The sequence below is a fragment of the Okeania sp. SIO2C2 genome (assembly GCF_010692625.1).
Lineage (GTDB): Bacteria > Cyanobacteriota > Cyanobacteriia > Cyanobacteriales > Microcoleaceae > Okeania > Okeania hirsuta.
Map to the genome: position 1 here is coordinate 25,749 of NZ_JAAHGM010000050.1, position 20,196 is coordinate 45,944.

The following is a 20,196-nucleotide window of genomic DNA, read 5'->3' on the forward strand; positions in this document are numbered from 1 at the left end:
ATTGGAATGACTAGGAATTTTGTAAACTGAAGGAGTAGAATTATGTCGGGTATAACCGGAAAGGGAACAAATAAAGGAGAGAAGACCAGGATAGCAGGAAAAGGTAGCCGGGGAGATGCAAAGAAAGCTGATTCTCACTCGCACAGATCACCGCACCCTAGTTTGAATGTTTCAGGCACTCCTAAGTCTCCCAGTGTTCAGCCCTCTCCTCAAGACAGGCAAGAGCCGAAAGATGTTGAGGATAAAAAATCTTCGAATGAAATTAGTTCATCTCCAAAATTGCCGGAAGAGATCTTCAGCAAAGTAAAGATAGAGCTTGACTCTCTTTTACAGGAGACCGATAATCTCAATCTCTACCAGGATTTTATCACCAAACAGTACATTAGCAATAATAAGGGAAGCAACGAAAATTCCTTAATAAACACAATAGTCGAAAAGGTTAATGGAGCAGAAAAAGGCCGGCAGGAAGTACAGGCAGCCCTTAATCAATCTGGTTACGGAATCGACGTTTATCCGCATTTAAACTTGATAGCCGAAAAGTGGACTGAGGGAAAATCCCTACAGGATATCGCTAGGGAAGTATTCGAAAACCACGTAATCATGATGACAGATCTGCAAAACAATCTGAGTCAAAATATTCAACCCAACTTAGAGAAAAAGTGGAAAGAAGACAAAAAGCAACGAATTCAAGATTTAACAAATAAGTTACAAAACATACCCAAAAAAGATCCAGAAAGATATCAGGTAATACAACAAAATAATCGGATAAGAGAGCAGATTAGTGATCTCAATACGAGTACCTTTCCGCCAATATTCGCTTCCGATTACACGAATTATGTATACAAACGCTTGCGTGAAGTTCCGACTCTTTCCATGGAGAGGCTGGCTAAAGAAATTGAAAATTTACAAACACGAATAAATGAAGTTCAACAGAATCTCAAGAAAATGGGATACGGTGACCTCAAGGCACCAAAATTTCTGAGTACAGACGCCTACGAAAAATCAAATGCTGATGAAATCGCAAAAGATATTGTAGAAAATCATCTGAAGCTGCCTACAGAAACCACTACTCAGCTCGGCGCCGAGCTAGAAGGCGTTGGTGATTTTAAATTAAAGGGAGATGGAAACAGCAAAAAAGTAATCCAGTGGTTACGTGAAAACCCCACAACCTGGTTATTTCAAAGCGAAATGGAGTATGAGGGTAAAAGAGTTCCTGTATTTTCCATGCGAATGGAAAAAGTTCAGGAAAATGGTTTTAATGGCGAACTTCAGATCGAACCTCTTCCGGCGAAAGATCTGGCGAACTCAGAATTCCTCAAAGCTTTATCCATGCACATGCAGGAAGCTATCACAGAATATAATCGCAATAGAACAAATAATTTAGGCGCAGTCGCAAATTCCAATGAAAAATGGCAGGTCAATCCGGCACTGGCTCCCCTCTTAGGAGAGGGTGAGAAAACAGTACAAATATCGGGAAGTAAACAAATTAACTTTAATGATTTTGTGCAAGCCAATACCCAGGTCAGCCTCACTCTGCCAGTTTCCCGGTTTGCACAACTGGATCAGGAAACAAGAAACAGTTTTCTTCCACGTTATAGTAATTTCAAGCAAAAAACATCTCAGGAATTCCTGAAATTTATAGCAGAAACGAACCAAGAAGGAAAAAAAAACCTAGATATCCAACATGCGGGTTCCGGCAAAAATCAAATGCAAGCTGTGTTTAAAACTCCGCCCAAGAAAGCACTGACAAATCTGGTTCAATCGGTGGAAGAACAAGATGAAGTTCCGACACTGCAATCGAATTACTTGAGAAACTTAAAACAAGGAGCCATATATCCCGGAAGACGCCCGGACGAAAGTGTCGAGACTGATTTATTGATAGTAACGAAAAATCCTGCGCCCCCCTTTCTGGAAATCCAGGAAAATGAATATGGTCAGAGAATAGTTACCGACGTTCGCGTTTTGGTTGAAAATAGAGGAGTAAAAGGCGCGAAAGTACCAATAAGGGATAATTATCATCAACTTATGATGAGCCTTATGAACGGCCAAGCTGTAAATACATCAGAAGAAAAAAGCAAATTTTTTGGTAAACTTGCCTCATCATTTGATCCTCCTCCTGTTGATCTTCCTCCTGTCCCCAGGACTGAAAGCCCAACATCTGCGCCAGACCAAAGAAAATCGCAACCATCTTTTGCAAGAGCACCCTTATCGACATTAATAGACCAGGATGATTTATAGTGCGAGCGCCAATCTTGTAGGGTACGCCATTCCACAGCATTACGCAACAACCAAACCCCCAAGCAAATTAGTGCGATCGCTGCTTTTGTAGGGTGCGTTCCTTTACCAAGCCCTATCTTGACATTTGATGAAGGTCTCGAACGCACCACCCCCACCTTAATCTTTAGTGCGTTATGCGCCCCTCTTGTAAAACGATGCGTTACGCTATCGCGCTAACACATCCTACATAATCTTACCCAAGGACTGGATACACTTGAACCCAAATTCCAATTAAATAAGGACAAAACCATGGCATCACTAACCAAAAAACTCAAAGCCAAACTCAAAAAGCAAAAATCTACCCCAAAAACCACCAATTCTAGCCCTCAATCCACCTCCAGGGCTAAAAACACTGCTCCCGATCAAACAGCAGCAAATCCCAAAAACCTCTCCCCATCAGATCCCACCAAAGCCGTCGAAAACACCAACGCCGACATCGACGCTGCCAAATCCATGCCCCCCAAAGACGCCAGCAAATTACTCCGCGCTGCCCACTTCCTGAAAAAAGTGCTGCTGGAACTCGACGGACAGAATAAGGATTCAAACAGTGAGAGTGGGAAAGCACAAAAAGACACCTCCACCAACACCGCCGACCTGAAAAAAGCCACCGATGATTACAATAAAGCAAAGGCTCAGGTTAAGGATAGGTCATCCACTACCGGAGTTGGTGGTGCTGCTACCCGCGCTGCCTCAAAAGCGGGAAATCTTGCCAAGAAAAAACCAGCAGAGATGACACCGGGGGAAATTAGGGACGGAATTAAGGAAGTGGAAAATGCCATAGAAGAAGGCAAAGCCCTCCTCCCAGCAGATGCCAGCCTACTCCAACGAGCACTCTTTGCCCTAAAAATGGCTTTGTTTGAACTAGGGGGTGTAGATCCCAAACTCGCCGTTAAAGATAAGGAGGAGTTGGAGAAACTAATTGCCGAAAAAACCAAAGATGCCCCCCCTGATGCTGCTGCACAACAAAAAGTTGCCCAAGCCGTGGAAGGGGTAAACCAAGCCCAAGACCAAATCCAGCGCAACCGGGAAGCCAGGGGAGAATCCTCTACAGATACTTCCCATCCAGCCTTGAATAAGCTGAAACAGAAAAAACCGGAGGACATGTCAGCGTCAGAGATTCAGGAAGGAATAGACGCAGTGGAAAAGGCGATCGAAGATGGCAAAGCCCTCCTCCCGGCGGATGCGGGATTGCTCCAGCGCTTGCTTTTTGCCCTCAAGATGGCTCTGTTTGAACTAGGGGGTGTTGACCCAGAATTAGCAGTTAAGGATAAAGACGAATTAGAGAAAGCGATCGCCGAAAAAACCAGCGATGCGCCCCCAGACCCACAAACCAGTCAGAATCTCACCAAGGCGATCGATGATGTCAATCAAGCCCAGGCTCAGATCGCGAACCGCAACCCCGCGAAACAGAACTCCGCAGATTCAGAGTATCCCGGACTCGACAGGCTGAAACAGAAACAACCAGAGGAACTTTCCGCTGAGGAACTAAAAGAAGCGATCGACGATATCGAGCGCAGTATAGAAAAAGCAAAAGTGCTCCTGCCCGAAAACGCGAGCACCTTCCAGCGCGCTCTTTATACCCTGCTCATGGCCTTATACGAACTGGGTGGAGTCGATCCGAAACTGCGTTACGAGGGTCAGGAGCGTCTTGAGGAAATTCTCAAAGAGAAACTGGCGGCAGATAACCAGGAGGTGGATACAGAAACCCGCGCCAATTTTAACCAGGCTATCCAGGACTATAAAGAAGCCGAAAGCACAGTCCAGGGGAACCTAGACGCCGCCCCGGACGACCAGGATCTCAATCAAGTGCTGACGAAGCCGGAGAAATTGTCGCCAGAACAGATTCGCAATAGTATTGCCGCCCTCGATCGCAACATCAAGCAGGCTCGACGCCTGCCACCAGAAGACGCCAGTGTCTTTCTCCGGGCTGCGTATATTCTGCGAGAGGCTCTTCTACTTCTGGCGGGCGAGTCAAATGAAGTCGAACTGCCGCAGGAGGAGGAACCCATTGCTGTCAACGCCGACGTGAAAGAGGCCGTGGACGGCTACAGGGAGTTGATAGTCTAGGTTGGGGGTCATTTTAGCCCACATTCCGCATCACAAAATGTAGTATAAAAATATATAGCGCTGTGCGCAGGGAACAGGCAACACTTAACTGGGAACAGAGGGAATAAATTGCCGTTTGCGCAAGCATTCCGTAGGAATCATATAAGACTTCTAGCTCTTTTGCCCCTACTACAATTTGTAAATATACCAGCGCTCATTGCTATACATGGGGATTCGCTCCCCCAAGTAATGCGTGAACACCCCCGTTGACGGTGGGGTATTAAACCCACAAAGAAAATGATAAATCTAAAAGTCTTTATAGATAAAAGTTTTAGCCTTTTTAAGTATCAAAAAGTGCTAGGTTTTAAGTGGTAATGGTTCAATTAGAAGCGGACTTTGCTCAAGATTTGGGTAGAAAAATCATTCTTACAATTCTTACTCCTACTTCCTCGCTCCCGATCCATTTCTCCTGTCTCCTGTCTCCTGTCTCCTGTCTCCTAATTAAATTAGTAGCTTTGGGGATAAGAGGAGATAGCATTTTTTTGGCAAATAGTAAAGGTCTGAAAACTATTTGATTGTTGTTATCAGTCCAATAGTTTAGTAATATTTTGATTGAGCCTAATAAAATGAACTTTGATGATACTACTATTTAAGTTATATATACCATTTTTGCCTTAGTTTGGATTGACGAATGTAATACTGCGCCACCAAATTTATGGTACACAAAAATTGCGATTGAACTATTAGTAATTAACTAACTGCATCTAGATTTTAAATTTGGGCGTTGCTGACTGGTGGGTATGATTTGATAATTTTGTATTTGGGATTTTTTATTTTGGATGGTTTGAACTACTTGTTAATATTAACTGTTCCCTGTTCCCAGTTAAGTGTTCCCTGTTCCCTATAGAACCCCTAAGCGTATCTTCATAAATATCAAGTTTTTTTAGCTAGGAGACAGGAGACAGCTATACTGGAGACAGGAGGGAAGATGTGGGGAGAGATCATACAAAAAATTCAACACTCCTTCATATGATTTTTCCTCAAAATTGATGCGCGAAAAGACTCTTACACCATAATTATATAGATCTCAAATGGGTTCTATAAACCTACTTTCATACCTTAATTCAGCAATGCCTAAATTTGAAAAAACAAGAAAATGCTTGAAGGAACAATAAATGGTGGAGGTTAGATATATAGCAGGGAACAGGGGTGTAACCCCGCAGGGTGCGACAGACGCAAGCGGTTGGAACCAGGCGTTTTGCTCCGCAACATATAAAATGTAGTTGTGCAAAGCGCAAACGCCATGGGAATGCTGACAAGAGAGGGAATGCGCACTCGGTGTGAGGGAACACAGGATCTGGGAACAGTGGGAAAAACATTTCCGGCGTTGGTGATTTGAGGTATGAAATAAGTAATTTAGGTAAATTAAGAGTCATTCAAAGATGGCAAAATTAGATATTGTCTTTACTTAATTGACCGAAAAGCACTTTCTTTCTCCTGACTTCTGACTCAGTCCTCCTGACTCCTAAGTAATTAAAATTAAATCATATACGCGCTTCAGCAACGCCACATTCCCCTGTCTGAGTTTGATCATCACTCTATGTCCTAACCTACCTGTCTATTAGACATCTGGTAAAAATCAAAAATCAAATCAATTCTCACACTAGATATATCAATTATTTCCCCTCCTGGGAGGGGTTAAAGGTGGGTTCCCCACTGCCTACAGCAAAGCTGCCTACTCCCTCTTTTGGAGGAGATGTCTATTACTATAGATACATGATATAATAGACTTGTCGCTTTATAACTTAAAAAAAATCCCAAAAACCTTGTTCTGTAAGGATTGTAGCTATTGGATGGTAAAAATGCTGGGAATTATTGCTCTGTCTAGGTTAGAGTGATTTTTTTCCTTTATTTAGCGACAACTCTAATGTCTATAGAACCCCTGATCGTATCTTTGTCGGCGATTGAGTTTTTTGTCAGGAGTCAGGAGTCATGGGTCAGGAGTCAGGAGTTAGAGGGAAGGCATAAGGGAAAAAGGTGGCGTTGGTAATTTATGGGATGATTTATATAGCAATGAGCGCTGGTATATTTACAAATTGTAGTAGGGGCAAAAGAGCTAGAAGTCTTATATGATTCCTACGGAATGCTTGCGCAAACGGCAATTTATTCCCCCTGTTCCCAGTTAAGTGTTGCCTGTTGCCTGCGCACAGCGCTATATTTTGGCGTAGCGCTCTGTAATCTACCCTGGTTAATCATTGGGGGATTGCCCCTACAAATTTCATCCTGTAATTTACCAACGCCAAAAAGGTTTAAAAATACTCCCCAACTCCCCAGATTCCCATCTTCCCATCTCTTTTTAAATAGATCTCAAATGGGTTCTGTAAATAATATTCATAATTAGGCGTAAAATATCTGCTTCGGTTGGGAAGTAAAGTATTTGATTGACATACTCCCGACGTTGCGCATAGCGCGACAACGCGGGATTCTTCAGTCATGAAAAAAATGACAGCTGTTTTGACAGAGGTGATGTCCTCCCCCTGTGTTGACCTTGATGATAACATGCATACCTCCTAGCTTGTCAAGGGTATAGGAAGGTTTTATTTGTGGAGGTATCCGACTATTGGCCCAGGCTTTCCCATCCCTCCGCTCCCCTAATAGCTGCTGCACTTGCTCCGCCAACGGGAGAGCGCGGGACTTCCCGCCAGGGAAGTTAAACATCTAAATCAAAAAACTGTTGCTGACAAATAAAAAAATGAACTTTCAGAAAATCATCACCATAATTATTATTAGTATTTTACCTCTAAAGACTATTAATATCAGAAACTTAATTATTAGTATCACTACCCTAATGCCACTAATAGCATCAGAAGTTGCTCTTAGCTTAACAGAATCAGAAATCAACAAAATAGCAGGAGAAATTACAGTTAGAATTGATGGACAAAACAGAGGTGGTTCAGGTGTAATTGTCGAAAAACAAGGAGATACATATTATGTACTCACCAACTGGCACGTTGTCAATAAAGTAGGAGATTACCAAGTACGCACACCCGATGGAGAAATGCATCCAGTTTACTATAGTCTCATTAAACAAGTACCAGACGTAGATTTAGCCGTTGTGCCATTTACCAGTTCTCAAAATTACCCCGTTGCCGAAACAGGCGACCCAACTCAGTTAGTTCAGGGAAAAGCAGTTTTTGTGGGGGGATGGCCACGTTCTGGGAGTAACCTCCAACAACGAATTTTTCTGAGTACACCAGGGGTAGTCAAAGGGCGTCAGCAACCTATCGGTGGTTATAGTTTACTTTATGATAATTTAGTCAGAGCGGGGATGAGTGGGGGACCAGTGCTAGATACAGAAGGTCATCTAGTCGCTATTAACGGTATTGTCAAGTTGCAAGAAAATTCTGATGCGATTGTTTCTGGAGGAATAGAAATTAATACTTTTTGGCAGTGGCGACAACAGGTTTCGTTGCCAACCATTTCTCAACAACCCCAGACCACTCAAACTACAACTACTCCAACAGAAGCAACAAAACCTGTTTCTACAACTATCTCGACAAAAAAAAATGGCACAGAAACTCCTGTAAATTTTACTCTAGCAAAGGCAATTTCTAATGAAGTAGGTGGAATAGTGAATTCTGTAGTTGCTTTAAATTCCCATATCATCAGTGGTAGTAGTAACGGGATGATTTCAGTCAGAGATATTCAGAATGGCGAAGTCATAGCTATTTGGAAAGCTCACAAAGAATCAATAAATTCAGTGGCAGTATCTCCCAATGAAGAGTTAGTTATCAGTGGTAGTGATGACAAAACTATCAAAATTTGGAAACTACCCAAAAATAAAAATGTCACTGATATTACTCTGGTGCAGACTCTCACTGGACATAACGATGTGGTAGATGCAGTAGCGATCGCTCCTGACGGTGAAATGTTGGTAAGCGGGAGTTGGGATCAAACTATTAAAATTTGGAATTTAAGTACTGGAGAGTCGATCCGAACCCTAGAAGGACATTATGAGATTATCAATGCGATCGCCATTAGTCCTGACGGTCAATTTCTAGCTAGTGGTAGTAAAGATAATATGATTAAATTGTGGAACCTAAAAACAGGTCAACTAATCCGTAATATAAATACTAATTCTCTATCAATTTTGTCTGTAGTTTTCAGTCCTGATAGTCAGATATTAGCTAGTAGTAGTAGTGATGGCACGATTAACATTTGGAACTTGCAGACAGATGAATTAATTCATAGTTTAAAAGAACATATAGATGGAGTATGGTCAATCGTTATTACTCCTAATGGTAAAACTTTAATTAGTAGCAGTTGGGATAAAACCATCAAGTTTTGGGAACTGAGTACAGGTAAATTAAAAGGTAGTTTAAACGGACACACCAGTTATATTAGTACAGTAGCAATTAGTCCTGATGGTCAAACAATAATTAGCGGTGGTTGGGACCGGAAGATTAATATTTGGAAAGTTCCTTAATTTCAGTAAAAATCAAGGGGTGCATCTCAATTTTGAATAAAGCCAAAAATTTATCCCTTTTAGGGAACAGGGAACAGGGAACAGGGAACAGGGAATAGGGAATAGGGAATAAGAAAAAAAATATTTTTGCAAATATGAGATGTACCCAAATCAAGTTTAGGTACTTAGAGAAGATAAGATAATTCCTGATTTTTACAGAGAAATTTTGTAGTGGTAAAATTAAAATATTTAAGTTATGATTATTGATATATTATGTTGCTGTAAATAACGTTTACTAAAATCAAAAACTTTCAGAATAAGACTCCCATACAAATATATATAAAACAATATACAGATAGGGCACGGAAATAGACTGATAATAATCTTTAGACAGGGAAATATTTTTCCTACTGTTCTCTATTGCCTATTCCCTATTCCCTGACTTCTGCAAGAAGTCTAATAGACATCTCCCATAATAAAAAATAAAATCAATTATTCCACATAAATTCTCAATTATTTCCCCCGACTCCATACTCCCTACTCCCTCTTTTATGGAGAAGTAAAATGAAAAAAGTCTCTAGTTACTGGATTGTATCTCTGCTATTTAGCTTAATTATCTGGTTAGGATTACCAAATCCTAGCTATGCTGATAGTCAATCTATTAATGCCCAAACTATCCATGTTTTGAATCGTCTAAGTTTTGGTCCTAGACCAGGAGATATAGAACGAGTTAAATCAATGGGAATTAATAATTATATTCAGTCTCAACTGAGACCAGAAACTATTAGAGAATCTTCAAAAATCATGCAAAAAATGGCTAAGTTTCCTAACTTTAACTTAGCTCCAACAGAATTATATAAAAAAACTGTCCCTCCACTAAAAAAAGGAGCTAAAGACTTTACTCAAAAACAACGAAGAGAAATGAACAAAAGTATCAGAAAAGTTTTACAAGAATCAGAAGATACACGTTTACTTCAAGCAATATTTAGTAACAAACAACTACAAGAAGTAATGGTAGATTTTTGGTTTAACCACTTCAATATTTCTGTAGATAAAGGTAATTTAACTCGCCTCTTAGTTGGCACTTACGAAAGAGACGCTATTCGACCTTACGCACTTGGTAATTTTCGTAATTTATTAGGAGCAACAGCCTATCATCCAGCCATGTTATTCTATTTAGATAATTGGCTAAATACTGCTCCTGGTAGTAAAGGTGCCCGTGGCAGATTTAAAGGCTTAAATGAAAACTATGCCCGCGAACTTATGGAGCTTCATACTATAGGAGTTAATGGAGGGTATACACAACAAGATATAATAACTTTAGCAAGAATTTTTACAGGTTGGGGAATACAACGTCGTGGTGGAGATGGGAGTGGGTTTAAATTTTTTCCAGAACGCCATGATAATAGCGATAAAATATTTTTAGGAATACCCATTAAAGCAGGTGGAATAGAAGAAGGAGAAAAAGCCTTAGATATTCTCGCAAGTAATCCATCTACTGCCCGTTTTATTAGTTATAAATTAGCTCAATATTTTGTTGCCGATCGACCTCCCGGTAGCTTAGTTAATAAACTAGCTAAAAGATTTCAAGAAACCAACGGCAACATTCGTTCTGTATTAGAAACTTTATTTAATAGTCCTGAATTCTGGAATGAAAAATATTATAGGAGCAAATTTAAAACCCCTTATCAATATATTGTTTCTGCTGCTAGAGCAACCAATACTGACAAACCAAGATGGGGGAGAATTAAACGAATTTTAGAACAATTAGGAATGAAGCTTTATGCTTGTAAAACTCCTGACGGCTATAAAAACACTAAAGAAGCATGGTTAAATTCCGATGCCATGATGCGTCGAATTAGCTTTGCGACAATTATATCTCGTGGTCAGTTAAACCAAGGGGAACCAAGACGGATAAATCATCGGCAACTTAGGGCAACTTTAGGAAATAATTTTTCTGCCCAAACTCAAGCAATAATCAAAAATAGCCCAAATGATTTACAAGCAGCTTTAATGTTAGGTAGTCCAGAAATGATGGAAAAATAGGCGTTGGTAAATTAGGGTATGATATGAATCTTAATTCTTGAGGAGTCAGGAGTCAGGAGGACCGAGTCAGGAGGAAAGAAAGAATAAGAAACCCTGAGTAGAAGGATAAAGTTTTTTGGTAGCGTAAAGGTCACGGAGTTCTATCGCGCTCTTATCCAGACATGATATTAGACATCTCTTCTAAAAGTAGGGAGTAGGAAATCTATCCCTTCCCATAAGTTTTAGAAGTATTGCAGGGTGAGGACCCACCTCTACTCCCAGCTATATAATACCATTTCTCACGCAAGAATGCTATGTATGATTGGGTGGGGAAGTGTGGGAAGTGTGGGAGGTGGGGGAGGGTTGAAAGTAGGAAAAATCTATACTAACCGACTAATAATTGTCAAAAAAAGACTTTGAATCTTGGTAAATATTTGACTGTTGAAGTAGAACTGAAGTATAGCATTACTTTCGGGAATTGGTATAATAAGTATTCAACTGGATTTAATATTAGAGGTAATATCAAATCAGTTTTATTGGACATAAAAAAATTTTCCAATCGTCATAACTACGCTCATCAAAGTTATTCTCTCTAATCCTGACTCGGTCCTCCTGACTCCTAAAGACTTAACCATTCTATAACTGTTTAACCGGATTTAATATAATATGAAAAGACGTAATTTTTTACAATTTGCTAGCTTACTATCAGCTTCAGGAATAATATCTGTTGGTAGTCATGGTTGGGTAGCAAAAGGATTAGCTCAAACCAACAACCGTAAACGATTAATAGTTATTTTTCTCCGAGGAGGAGTCGATGGATTAAATGTAGTTATTCCCCACCAAGAATACAATTATTACGATGCACGACCAAAAATAGCAATTCCTGCTCCAGGAGAAGCAGAAGGAGCGATCGACTTAGACGGCCAATTTTGCTTACATCCTGCTCTAGCAAGTATCATACCTCTCTGGCAAAATCGCAGTTTAGCATTTATTCACGCCTGCGGTTCAAACAACGATACTCGCTCCCATTTTGATGCTCAATATTATATGGAAACAGGTATTCCAGGTAATAAAAAAATACCCGATGGATGGATGAATCGTTTGTTAGCAAATCTCCCAAAAGATCAACCTACTCAAGCTGTAAACTTAGGAGATACACCACCTCGCATTCTCATGGGTGCAATGCCAGTTGCTAGTCTTCCCACCGGGAGAAAATCAACCCGTAGTTTACCCATAGACCGCCCTAAAATTTATGAAGCATTCGATCGCCTTTACAGCAGCAATGACGAACTTAGTAGAGTTTACCAAGAAGGTCGCCAAGCAAGAGATTTACTATTAGCTGACTTAGAGCAAGAAATGGAAGCAGCTTCAGCAGGAGCGCCACCTCCCAAGGGTTTTGCTGGTGATGCCAAAAATTTAGCTCAAATTATGGTTGGTGATTCCAAAACACAATTAGGGTTTCTCGCTCTCGGTAATTGGGATACTCATGTTAACCAAGGAAGCAGTCAAGGTGCTTTAGCAAGACGATTGAAACCTCTTGGGGAAGGTTTAGTTACTCTAGTTCAGGAGTTGGGTCCCCTTTACTCAGATACCGTAATTTTAGTAATGTCAGAATTTGGTCGCACGGTGAAAGAAAATGGTAATGGTGGCACCGATCATGGTCATGGTAATGTAATGTGGGTCTTAGGTGGTGGCGTGCGTGGTGGTCAGATTTACGGACAATGGCCTGGTTTGGATGAGTCAGAATTGTTTGAGGGACGGGATCTAGCGGTGACAACTGACTTCCGGAATGTGATTTCTAGTGTTTTAGAACAGCATCTTGAGATTGAGCGATCGCAAATAGCACGGATTTTTTCTGGTTATTCTTCTGAGCGGCGTTTGGCTTTATTGTGAAGTAAATAATAGTTGATGATTTGGCGGTGAGAGTATTAATTCTTCTTCTGAGGGCGAATGCCATTCGCCCCTACATATGACATTTTCAAGGTGAATTTGCGTAAGTCCTGATTATATGGTTGTCCTACTTGCGTAATGGTTTACAGGAAAAAGGAATATCTAGCACGGGAGCAAGATGCTCCCACTGCTGTGCTTCATAAAAATCAGTTAATATATTTACAGCGCTTTTTATGTTGATGACCTCACGTCATAACCAAAAACCTGTAGGGGCGAATGGCATTCGCCCTCTTGATTTAGTCAAGTAGGGTGCGTTAATAAAATGTAACGCACCGCCTATCCTAAATATTTCTATCTAGTAGCTTTAGTATCCTTAATTTGATATTACTATTCCAATCCAAACTTGCTGCCCAAAGCAGGCAAAGTTTTATTCGCTATTTCTGCGAGTTTAGCGGCGGCAGGCAGTCCCGCGAATACACCTGTAAGCATCTGTATCGCACGTTTGGCCATTTTTTTCATGCCCCCATCCCCTGGATTATTGGCAGCTTGATTCAGATTTTCTATTTCTTCTAGTGCAGTTTCCTTATCATCTTCCTTTAAATTTGACTCGGAAGCGATCGCCTCTTTTAACTGGGTCAACAACTCCTCAATTCCTAGTTTCTCTGCTTCTGAGGAGTCTAGTGACTGAGTTGTTACCTGATTTTTAATACCGGTAACCATTTGACCATTGTTGTTTGAAATATTGCCCTTGATAGAAACACTGTTAGTTTCGCTCATTCTATCATTTCTCCTTTTTAGTTAGTTTATTTGTTAGAAGGTTTGTTTACAGGCTGATTAAGGGTAGTTTGTGTATCAATACCAATTACCATTTGACCACTATTCGTAATGTTATTAGCATCAATTGTTATCCCATTATTGATAACCTGCTTGAAAAATTCAAACTCTGATGTATCAACTCCCCAATCTTTTAATGTCTTAATGGTACTATTAAAAATGCTAGTTTGAATAGTTTTCCAATAAAGTAATGTATCCTGAGCACCATAATAGTCAAAATTTATTTTAAGATATCTATCAACTCTGAGAAAGGCGTTCAAACCTATGTTGACAAAAGCAGCCAACAAAAGTGGTATCCAAACAAAGAACCATAACAAAACTGCAATAACTATTATAACAATGCCTATGGGGTTGTAAAGCCGTGGGTTGAAAACTATTTGTCTTATTGTAAAATTTGACCCTTTCTCTTTCTCTTTTCTTTCAAAGAATAAAGGCTCTGCAACATACTCTCGTAAAGTCTTATCAACACCATAATTGTACTCCTCTCCAAACTCTGCAGCTCTTTTTTGTCGGAAATTATTCAACTGCCAGGAAGTGATTTTATAGATAAAAACGCCAATATGAACAACAGCTATTAAGCCAGTGAAGTATGAGCCACCTGGAACTATACCAATAATTATACCAATAATCAGAGCTTTAATTAACCTTAAAAAATTAGTATCTTGAAGGGTGGAAACTAAGCTAAAGCGCTTGCGGTCTATACCTGTCAAAATGTAAGCAGAAGACTCAACAAAAGTAATCGAACCAGCATTTAAAAATCGCAAAAAGTGGGTGAGAACATAATCACGTTCCGTATCAGTGTATTGATAAACTCGATAAGCTCGCTTGAGACTTCCTACTTTATTATGCTCTTGATTTAAGAGCGGGTCTTCTAAGTAAGTTACTCCTGGCTGAGTAGTAGGAACGGCCAAAAACTGACTGTCTTTTAGCTCGAAACCATCAATAAATAAGTAGGAATACTTTTGTAGTTTTGGTAGTTGTTTTTGAGCAATGTCAGCATCAACAGATTTATAAAATTCAGAAATAGGAATATCAACTTTGCTATTTGAATCTTCTGCTAATCTGTCTATTGGTACAGTCCAACTAGATTTTGGAATCAACTCGCCATAACCAGTAAAGGGATAGTTACCACCAAAAACAATAACATTTTGACGTTGCTCTACCTGCATTACTAGCTGTCGAAAGTTATTTACTAATGGTTCGAGAAATTTGAAGAAGCTAACTTGATAATTTTGCGTATAATTCTTTTTGATGAATTGTCTGGCCATGAACCATCGCAAATAAACTAGCTCGAATCCTACTAATAGTCCCCCAACAATGCCAAGCAGAAAAACCCAGATTGAAAAACCAGTTTCGATTATTATTAAAGTCTGCACACATAATACAGTTAAGGCTGAAATTGCAAACAATACTGTAATTAAAGCCGAGCGAGCAGCGTGACCTGCAATTTCATCCAGGTTAAGACTAGAAGCCGGAATTTTCGCTTTGTAGGGGTCAACTCGTAAGTAATCCAGTAGCTCAAAACTACTAAAAATTCCTTTTAAGTAAACGTAGCCTGACAATAGCCGTGTTGATGTTATTAAATTTGTTGTCGAGTTTTGCAAGAATGATGGCGAGCTTTCCGTTTCGTAAGTCTCTGCTCTAGGTACAGCCAATAATGCCTGGCCTTCTATAGTTTCTATCCGAGTTTCCCCCAAAATAGGAACCTCTTTATCTTCCATCAGACTATTGTTAACGGTAACATTCTGATAGCCATCCAACTTTTTTACACACCATTTTTTTGTTGATTGGTTATACCTAAATTCTAAATTAAGGGTAGGCACATGACCAATACTAGGAAGGATAATATCGCAGTCAGAATCATGGCCGACTTTACAAGCGCGCTGTGGTTGCAAAGTCCAGGTTAAATTCGCTCTTTCAAGAGCTAAAATTAAGTTTATCTTCATCCAACTTCGACTAAAGGATTATTAATACATTAATACTTAGTATATCATTAAATATAGAGGCTGTTTAATGTTCTTATATTCTGAGAGACAATCTCCCGAGAAACAAAAAAGGCCATACATATATTTCAGTATTTTCACAGTTGTGCCATAAATCGAGGCTTATGCAAGACACAGTTAAATTGGGTTCAAAGCAGGATGAACGTTATTTATTCATTAAGGATATTCAAAAAGACTCGTTGGAAACTATTTCTCTAGTAGGAGACAATTATCAATACCATGGACACTATTTAAAGAGAGATTTCACAGGTAAAGACTTGGAAAAGTTTCAACATAAATTAGATAGTTTTGCTAGATTAAAACATCCACAAATTGAACAAATTGAAGATTTTTATTTCGATAGCAACCAGCAGCAACTATCAATAATACAAACTTATGTTGAAGGAACATCCTATCAAACATTAAGTGAATATGAGGCAGTTCAGTTGATGAACCAAGTTTTAAAAGTGCTTTCTGACTTGCACAATCAAGGCTTTAGCCACGGTAACATTTCTCCCAGTAATTTGATCAAAACTGAGGATGGATTACTTATTTTAGTAAATTTTAAGCTGATTCAAGATATAAGGGAAACTGTTAAAAAAGGAGCTTTAGATAATTCCACACAAGAACCTAGCTCTAATGCAAATTTAGGAGAGAAGAGCGAGTATACAACAGAAGTAGAGTTTAATCCGTTTCAAGATATTCGAGATTTGGCAATAACAGTATTGATGTTAATGACAGGTTTGGAGCGTGAGGAATTGCTCAGAAAAAACGATAATACTTGGGAGTGGTATACCAATAAGCAAATTAGCGATTCACGCGCTAAGGTTTTTGAACAAATGTTATCTGCCAACTCAAATGGCGTTAGTGCTGAAAGTATTCACCAGTCCCTTAATACTGTTTTGCCTATTGCTGCTTCTGGTTCCCTTTCATCTATAACTGGTGTTGTTGCTAGTGCATTGGGAGTTTTAGTGATTTTTACAGGATTGATAGCAATTGTTCTAATTGGCGACAATTCATCAAGTATCCCTAGCAGTCAACCTACCTCAATATCAGAACCATTAAGGTTTAGTGAAACTCAAGAAAAGTTTTCTTGTCCCCAAGGAAAGTTAATAGCGATCGCTTGCGATATTGAAATTAATGACTCAGATTCCCCTGATTTTGATGGAGGCGAATTAACCGTAAAAATTGTAAAAGGCGGCACTGAGAACGATCGTTTGTTGATTTATCAGAAAAGGCCAAGTACGGAATCTGCAGAGGAAAATAATAACCAGATTACTTACCGAAATACGTCAATTGGTAGTTTTTCAGGAGGCATTGGCACTGAGCCTTTGAAAGTTGTTTTCAATTCTAGTGCCACTGTTAAAGCTGTTGAAACTGCAGTTAAAAGTATTATTTATCAAAATGTATCAGATAATCCCAAAAAGGGCACTCGCACCTTGGAAATAAAAGTTACTGACGGAGATGGCGGAATTAGTAATACCCTTAATCGAATAGTTACCGTGACTCCCGACAATCAACGTCCAGTTATTACTGTTCCAGGAAACCAAATTGCCAAAGAAGACCAAAAATTTAGTATCAAAGGAATTAGTGTTAAAGAACCTGACGGGGATAACATTTGTCTTAAGTTTACTCCTAACAATGGAAAAATAATTATTAAAGAAAATGTAGTCGGTGGCGTATCATTTCGGGGGATTAAATACAGTGAGAATAATACAGTAGCTTTCTGTGGTACCCCTAGCCAGGTTAACAACACTCTTAAGGCTAATAATGGAATTGTTTATGAAAGTAATACAAACTTTATGGGTAGCGATCGCCTAACAATATTTGCTCAAGACCTTAGTAATAACGATACTATTAACGAGAAAGAATTTATTTGGCCTATTGGTGCTTCAGATAGTAAAACAGACAGGAAAAATTTTGAAATCACAGTTGAATCTGTCAACGATGCACCTCGTCTTATAGGTTATTCAAATACTGATAGTAGTATTTTAACCTCCGAGACTGCCCTTAAGGTAGTTCGTGATTGGTTGGAAATTAAAGGTGAGGTTTTAGGCAATCCTCCTAATAGTCAACTTTTATCAGAGTACACGGTTGGCGCTTACTATGACAAAACTCAGGGAACTATAGATTGGCTTAATGAAAATCGAGCATATTACACTTATGACAAACCTAGTGTTGAGCTTGTTGGCAATTTTCAATTATCGGGGAAACAAGCAGCAATTGATGTACGAGTTTACGAGTTTACAACGCTTTACTACATTGGTGGAGGTATTGATCCGAGTGCTAGTCGTGGGGTATATCGCTTTACTCTTGAATTTAGCAATGGCAAGTGGAAAATAGCAAATACTACAAGACTAGACTAATGAACAGGTTAAAAAATAAGTCTATAGGAAACCAATGAATAAAAGCTTCTGGACTAGCTTTCGTTTTTTTGTTCCCACCACTTTATTAGTTGTGGGACTAATTCTTAACGGTTATGCAATTGTGAAATTTTTAACTAAAAAACCAGCAACCGTTACACCTTCTCCTTCTGTTACGCCTACCGTTCTTGTTTCTCCAGCACCGGAAAAAACAGTTTCTCCATCTCCACCATCTCCAGCAATCGCTCCCTCAGTTGAGCCAAAATCAGTGTTAACAGTAAAAAAGCCAAAATTCGGACATTTTCCCTACCAGGAAGGAGACCCGCAAAAAATGGTAATTGTTAGCAGTTATGCCACAGGTGCAGAATATCAAAGATTTGAAAAATTGACACCAGAAGCTGCTTTTGCTTTGATGAAAATGATATATGCTGCCAGGGATGAAGGAGTCTGGATAGTTCCTGTTTCAGGCTTTCGGACAATTGCTGATCAAGAGCAACTGTTCCAATACCAGATTCAGCGCCAGGGTTCCCCAGAAAAAGCAGCAAAACTTTCTGCACCACCAGGATACAGTGAACATCATACAGGTTTTGCTGTAGACTTAACTGATGGCAATTTCCCGAAAAAAGATATTACTTATGAATTTGCAGAAACTAAAGCTTTTCAGTGGCTAATTGAAAATGCAAGCCAATACGGCTTTGAAATGTCATTTCCTGAAAACAACTCTCAAGGAGTAAGTTATGAACCTTGGCATTGGCGTTTTTTCAAGTATGATGGCTTTCGATAGTTTGAAGTTGGGGTAAATATAGCGAGGATACTTTTTGAGCGGAAGGAAGTGAAGTGAAGCGTTTGCGGAGCATTCCGGAACGGAAAGCAATCACAGTACTTTGCGATTACTTCACTCCGCTATCGCTGCGTTCGTAATGACAACTGTTCCACCGGACTTGATATAATTCATCTATCAAGTTTGCGAGGGTGGCGTGCAAAAAAAGTGAGAATTAAAATCAAAATTACCAATATCAAACAACCATAAAGACCAGGTTGATAAGAACCTAATTTATCTTTAAATATAGCTAAAAAAGAAGGTCCTATGGCACTAGCTATGACCAGAATCATCATCTGAAAACCAGAAATAGAACCCAAATAAGCTCTACCAAAAAAACGCGGTAAAGCTACTGCTGATAAAGTACCAAAACATCCCGTACTAATGCCAAACCCCACAATAGTTAATACCCGAAATAATGGCACGCCAAAATTAGCAATAGCAGTCACACCTATTGCCTGACCAACCATCATCACCATGAATAAATATTTGATATTAACTCTGTCTGCAGCCATACCCATCAAATAACCAACAATAGTAGATACAACTGCCTGCGGTAAAAATATACTCACTGTCTTTACTTGGGATAATCCAAATTCGGCACCAATATCAACGATATGAAAAGTAATACCTGTAAAGATCAAAGCCTGTGAGGATAATACTAATGTCACCACCCAAAACATAATTGTGCCGACGGCTTCAGCGCGGGTAAAATCTTGCAAGTTGTTTTCAGATGAGTTTTCTAGTTTAACCGTAGGTGTTTGCAACTCTCCATCCATTAATAGACCGCATTCTTCAGGAAGGTCGCGATAAAATGCCCACCCTATTAACCCCATACCAATACCAACAACTGCTGCCATAGTTAGCCAAGCATTTCGCCAACCTAAAGTATTAATCAATGAACTTGAAACTAAAGGTGCAATAGAAAACCCCAAAGCCATTAATACACCATTAATACCAGAAGCAAAACCCCGACGACGGTTAAACCATTTACCGAGAGTTGTACGACTGGTCATAGTTAACATACCTTGGCCGGAAAAACGCAGGCAGACAAAACCTAATATCAGTATTAATAGCGCTATAGTTGAATAGGGAATTTTGGGAAGTGCGTTACTGATGAGGGTGGCTAGGCGATCGCTAAAACTGAGATAACACAAAGTTAAAGCTAAACCTACTGATGCACAAACAACAGTTACTCGCGCCCCAAAACGGTCTAGCAATACTCCGCCATAAGGCAATAGTAAACCACTGGTCAAAGTACCAAAAAAATAAGCATTACTCAATTGTAACCGTGACAGACCAGTAGCAGCTAGTAAATAGTCAGTGAAAGCACTCATCCCAATAGTTTGACCAGGTATGCTCATTATGACCCCAATGGTGCAAACAATTAAAATTATCCAACCATAAAAAAACGGGAAGTTTTTAGGAGCGAAAGGATAGTCGGGATGTAACAGATTTTTGGGAGTAATTTTAAGCATGATATTAGATTGGGTT

General features: G+C 39.5%; 12 protein-coding genes. 8 read left to right on the top strand and 4 right to left on the bottom strand.

Annotated elements, in window-relative coordinates; translation table 11 throughout:
- Positions 1-42: 42 nt before the first annotated feature.
- On the top strand, positions 43-2,238 hold the full coding sequence (locus F6K18_RS27415) for a hypothetical protein (RefSeq protein WP_287525499.1): 2,196 nt from the start codon (positions 43-45) through the stop codon (positions 2,236-2,238).
- A gap of 288 nt (positions 2,239-2,526) precedes the next feature.
- Entirely contained in the window at positions 2,527-4,344 is a 1,818-nt protein-coding gene (locus F6K18_RS27420) for a hypothetical protein (protein WP_287525500.1), read from the top strand.
- 379 nt (positions 4,345-4,723) lie between these two features.
- Here F6K18_RS27420 and F6K18_RS27425 read toward each other — a convergent pair whose 3' ends face one another.
- A complete protein-coding gene (locus tag F6K18_RS27425; protein WP_287525502.1) occupies positions 4,724-4,861 on the bottom strand; it encodes a hypothetical protein in 138 nt (45 codons plus the stop codon).
- 1,389 nt (positions 4,862-6,250) lie between these two features.
- Here F6K18_RS27425 and F6K18_RS27430 point away from each other — a divergent pair.
- The 4 genes from F6K18_RS27430 (at position 6,251) to F6K18_RS27445 (ending at position 12,706) form a co-directional block, all read left to right on the top strand.
- The gene (locus tag F6K18_RS27430; protein WP_287279125.1) at positions 6,251-6,373 is read left to right on the top strand and encodes a hypothetical protein; all 123 of its coding nucleotides are present in this window, start codon (positions 6,251-6,253) and stop codon (positions 6,371-6,373) included.
- A gap of 702 nt (positions 6,374-7,075) precedes the next feature.
- On the top strand, positions 7,076-8,809 hold the full coding sequence (locus tag F6K18_RS27435; protein ID WP_287525503.1) for a trypsin-like peptidase domain-containing protein: 1,734 nt from the start codon (positions 7,076-7,078) through the stop codon (positions 8,807-8,809).
- A gap of 543 nt (positions 8,810-9,352) precedes the next feature.
- Positions 9,353-10,834 carry a DUF1800 domain-containing protein gene (locus F6K18_RS27440; RefSeq protein ID WP_287525505.1) on the top strand — a complete coding sequence of 494 codons (1,482 nt, stop codon included), beginning with the start codon at positions 9,353-9,355 and terminating at the stop codon, positions 10,832-10,834.
- A gap of 645 nt (positions 10,835-11,479) precedes the next feature.
- Complete coding sequence (locus tag F6K18_RS27445; protein WP_287525507.1) at positions 11,480-12,706, top strand: DUF1501 domain-containing protein; 1,227 nt, start codon at positions 11,480-11,482, stop codon at positions 12,704-12,706.
- A gap of 384 nt (positions 12,707-13,090) precedes the next feature.
- Here the strand turns inward: F6K18_RS27445 and F6K18_RS27450 are convergent, their stop codons facing one another.
- The gene (locus tag F6K18_RS27450; RefSeq protein WP_287525509.1) at positions 13,091-13,480 is read right to left on the bottom strand and encodes a hypothetical protein; all 390 of its coding nucleotides are present in this window, start codon (positions 13,478-13,480) and stop codon (positions 13,091-13,093) included.
- A gap of 26 nt (positions 13,481-13,506) precedes the next feature.
- Entirely contained in the window at positions 13,507-15,483 is a 1,977-nt protein-coding gene (locus F6K18_RS27455; protein WP_287525511.1) for a hypothetical protein, read from the bottom strand.
- A gap of 161 nt (positions 15,484-15,644) precedes the next feature.
- Here F6K18_RS27455 and F6K18_RS27460 point away from each other — a divergent pair, with 161 nt between their 5' ends.
- Positions 15,645-17,885, top strand: a complete 2,241-nt coding sequence (locus F6K18_RS27460) for an IMS domain-containing protein (protein WP_287525512.1) — start codon at positions 15,645-15,647, stop codon at positions 17,883-17,885.
- A gap of 34 nt (positions 17,886-17,919) precedes the next feature.
- On the top strand, positions 17,920-18,666 hold the full coding sequence (locus F6K18_RS27465; RefSeq protein ID WP_287525514.1) for a M15 family metallopeptidase: 747 nt from the start codon (positions 17,920-17,922) through the stop codon (positions 18,664-18,666).
- Positions 18,667-18,833: 167 nt separating this feature from the next.
- Here F6K18_RS27465 and F6K18_RS27470 read toward each other — a convergent pair whose 3' ends face one another.
- The gene (locus F6K18_RS27470) at positions 18,834-20,180 is read right to left on the bottom strand and encodes a nitrate/nitrite transporter (protein WP_287525516.1); all 1,347 of its coding nucleotides are present in this window, start codon (positions 20,178-20,180) and stop codon (positions 18,834-18,836) included.
- Positions 20,181-20,196: the final 16 nt, after the last annotated feature.

Excerpts from the sequence above, each read along its gene's own strand:
- F6K18_RS27415 (WP_287525499.1), top strand. The coding sequence starts at position 43 with ATGTCGGGTATAACCGGAAAGGGAACAAATAAAGGAGAGAAGACCAGG.
- F6K18_RS27420 (WP_287525500.1), top strand. The coding sequence starts at position 2,527 with ATGGCATCACTAACCAAAAAACTCAAAGCCAAACTCAAAAAGCAAAAA.
- F6K18_RS27425 (WP_287525502.1), bottom strand. The coding sequence starts at position 4,861 with ATGCTATCTCCTCTTATCCCCAAAGCTACTAATTTAATTAGGAGACAG.
- F6K18_RS27430 (WP_287279125.1), top strand. The coding sequence starts at position 6,251 with ATGTCTATAGAACCCCTGATCGTATCTTTGTCGGCGATTGAGTTTTTT.
- F6K18_RS27435 (WP_287525503.1), top strand. The coding sequence starts at position 7,076 with ATGAACTTTCAGAAAATCATCACCATAATTATTATTAGTATTTTACCT.
- F6K18_RS27440 (WP_287525505.1), top strand. The coding sequence starts at position 9,353 with ATGAAAAAAGTCTCTAGTTACTGGATTGTATCTCTGCTATTTAGCTTA.
- F6K18_RS27445 (WP_287525507.1), top strand. The coding sequence starts at position 11,480 with ATGAAAAGACGTAATTTTTTACAATTTGCTAGCTTACTATCAGCTTCA.
- F6K18_RS27450 (WP_287525509.1), bottom strand. The coding sequence starts at position 13,480 with ATGAGCGAAACTAACAGTGTTTCTATCAAGGGCAATATTTCAAACAAC.
- F6K18_RS27455 (WP_287525511.1), bottom strand. The coding sequence starts at position 15,483 with ATGAAGATAAACTTAATTTTAGCTCTTGAAAGAGCGAATTTAACCTGG.
- F6K18_RS27460 (WP_287525512.1), top strand. The coding sequence starts at position 15,645 with ATGCAAGACACAGTTAAATTGGGTTCAAAGCAGGATGAACGTTATTTA.
- F6K18_RS27465 (WP_287525514.1), top strand. The coding sequence starts at position 17,920 with ATGAATAAAAGCTTCTGGACTAGCTTTCGTTTTTTTGTTCCCACCACT.
- F6K18_RS27470 (WP_287525516.1), bottom strand. The coding sequence starts at position 20,180 with ATGCTTAAAATTACTCCCAAAAATCTGTTACATCCCGACTATCCTTTC.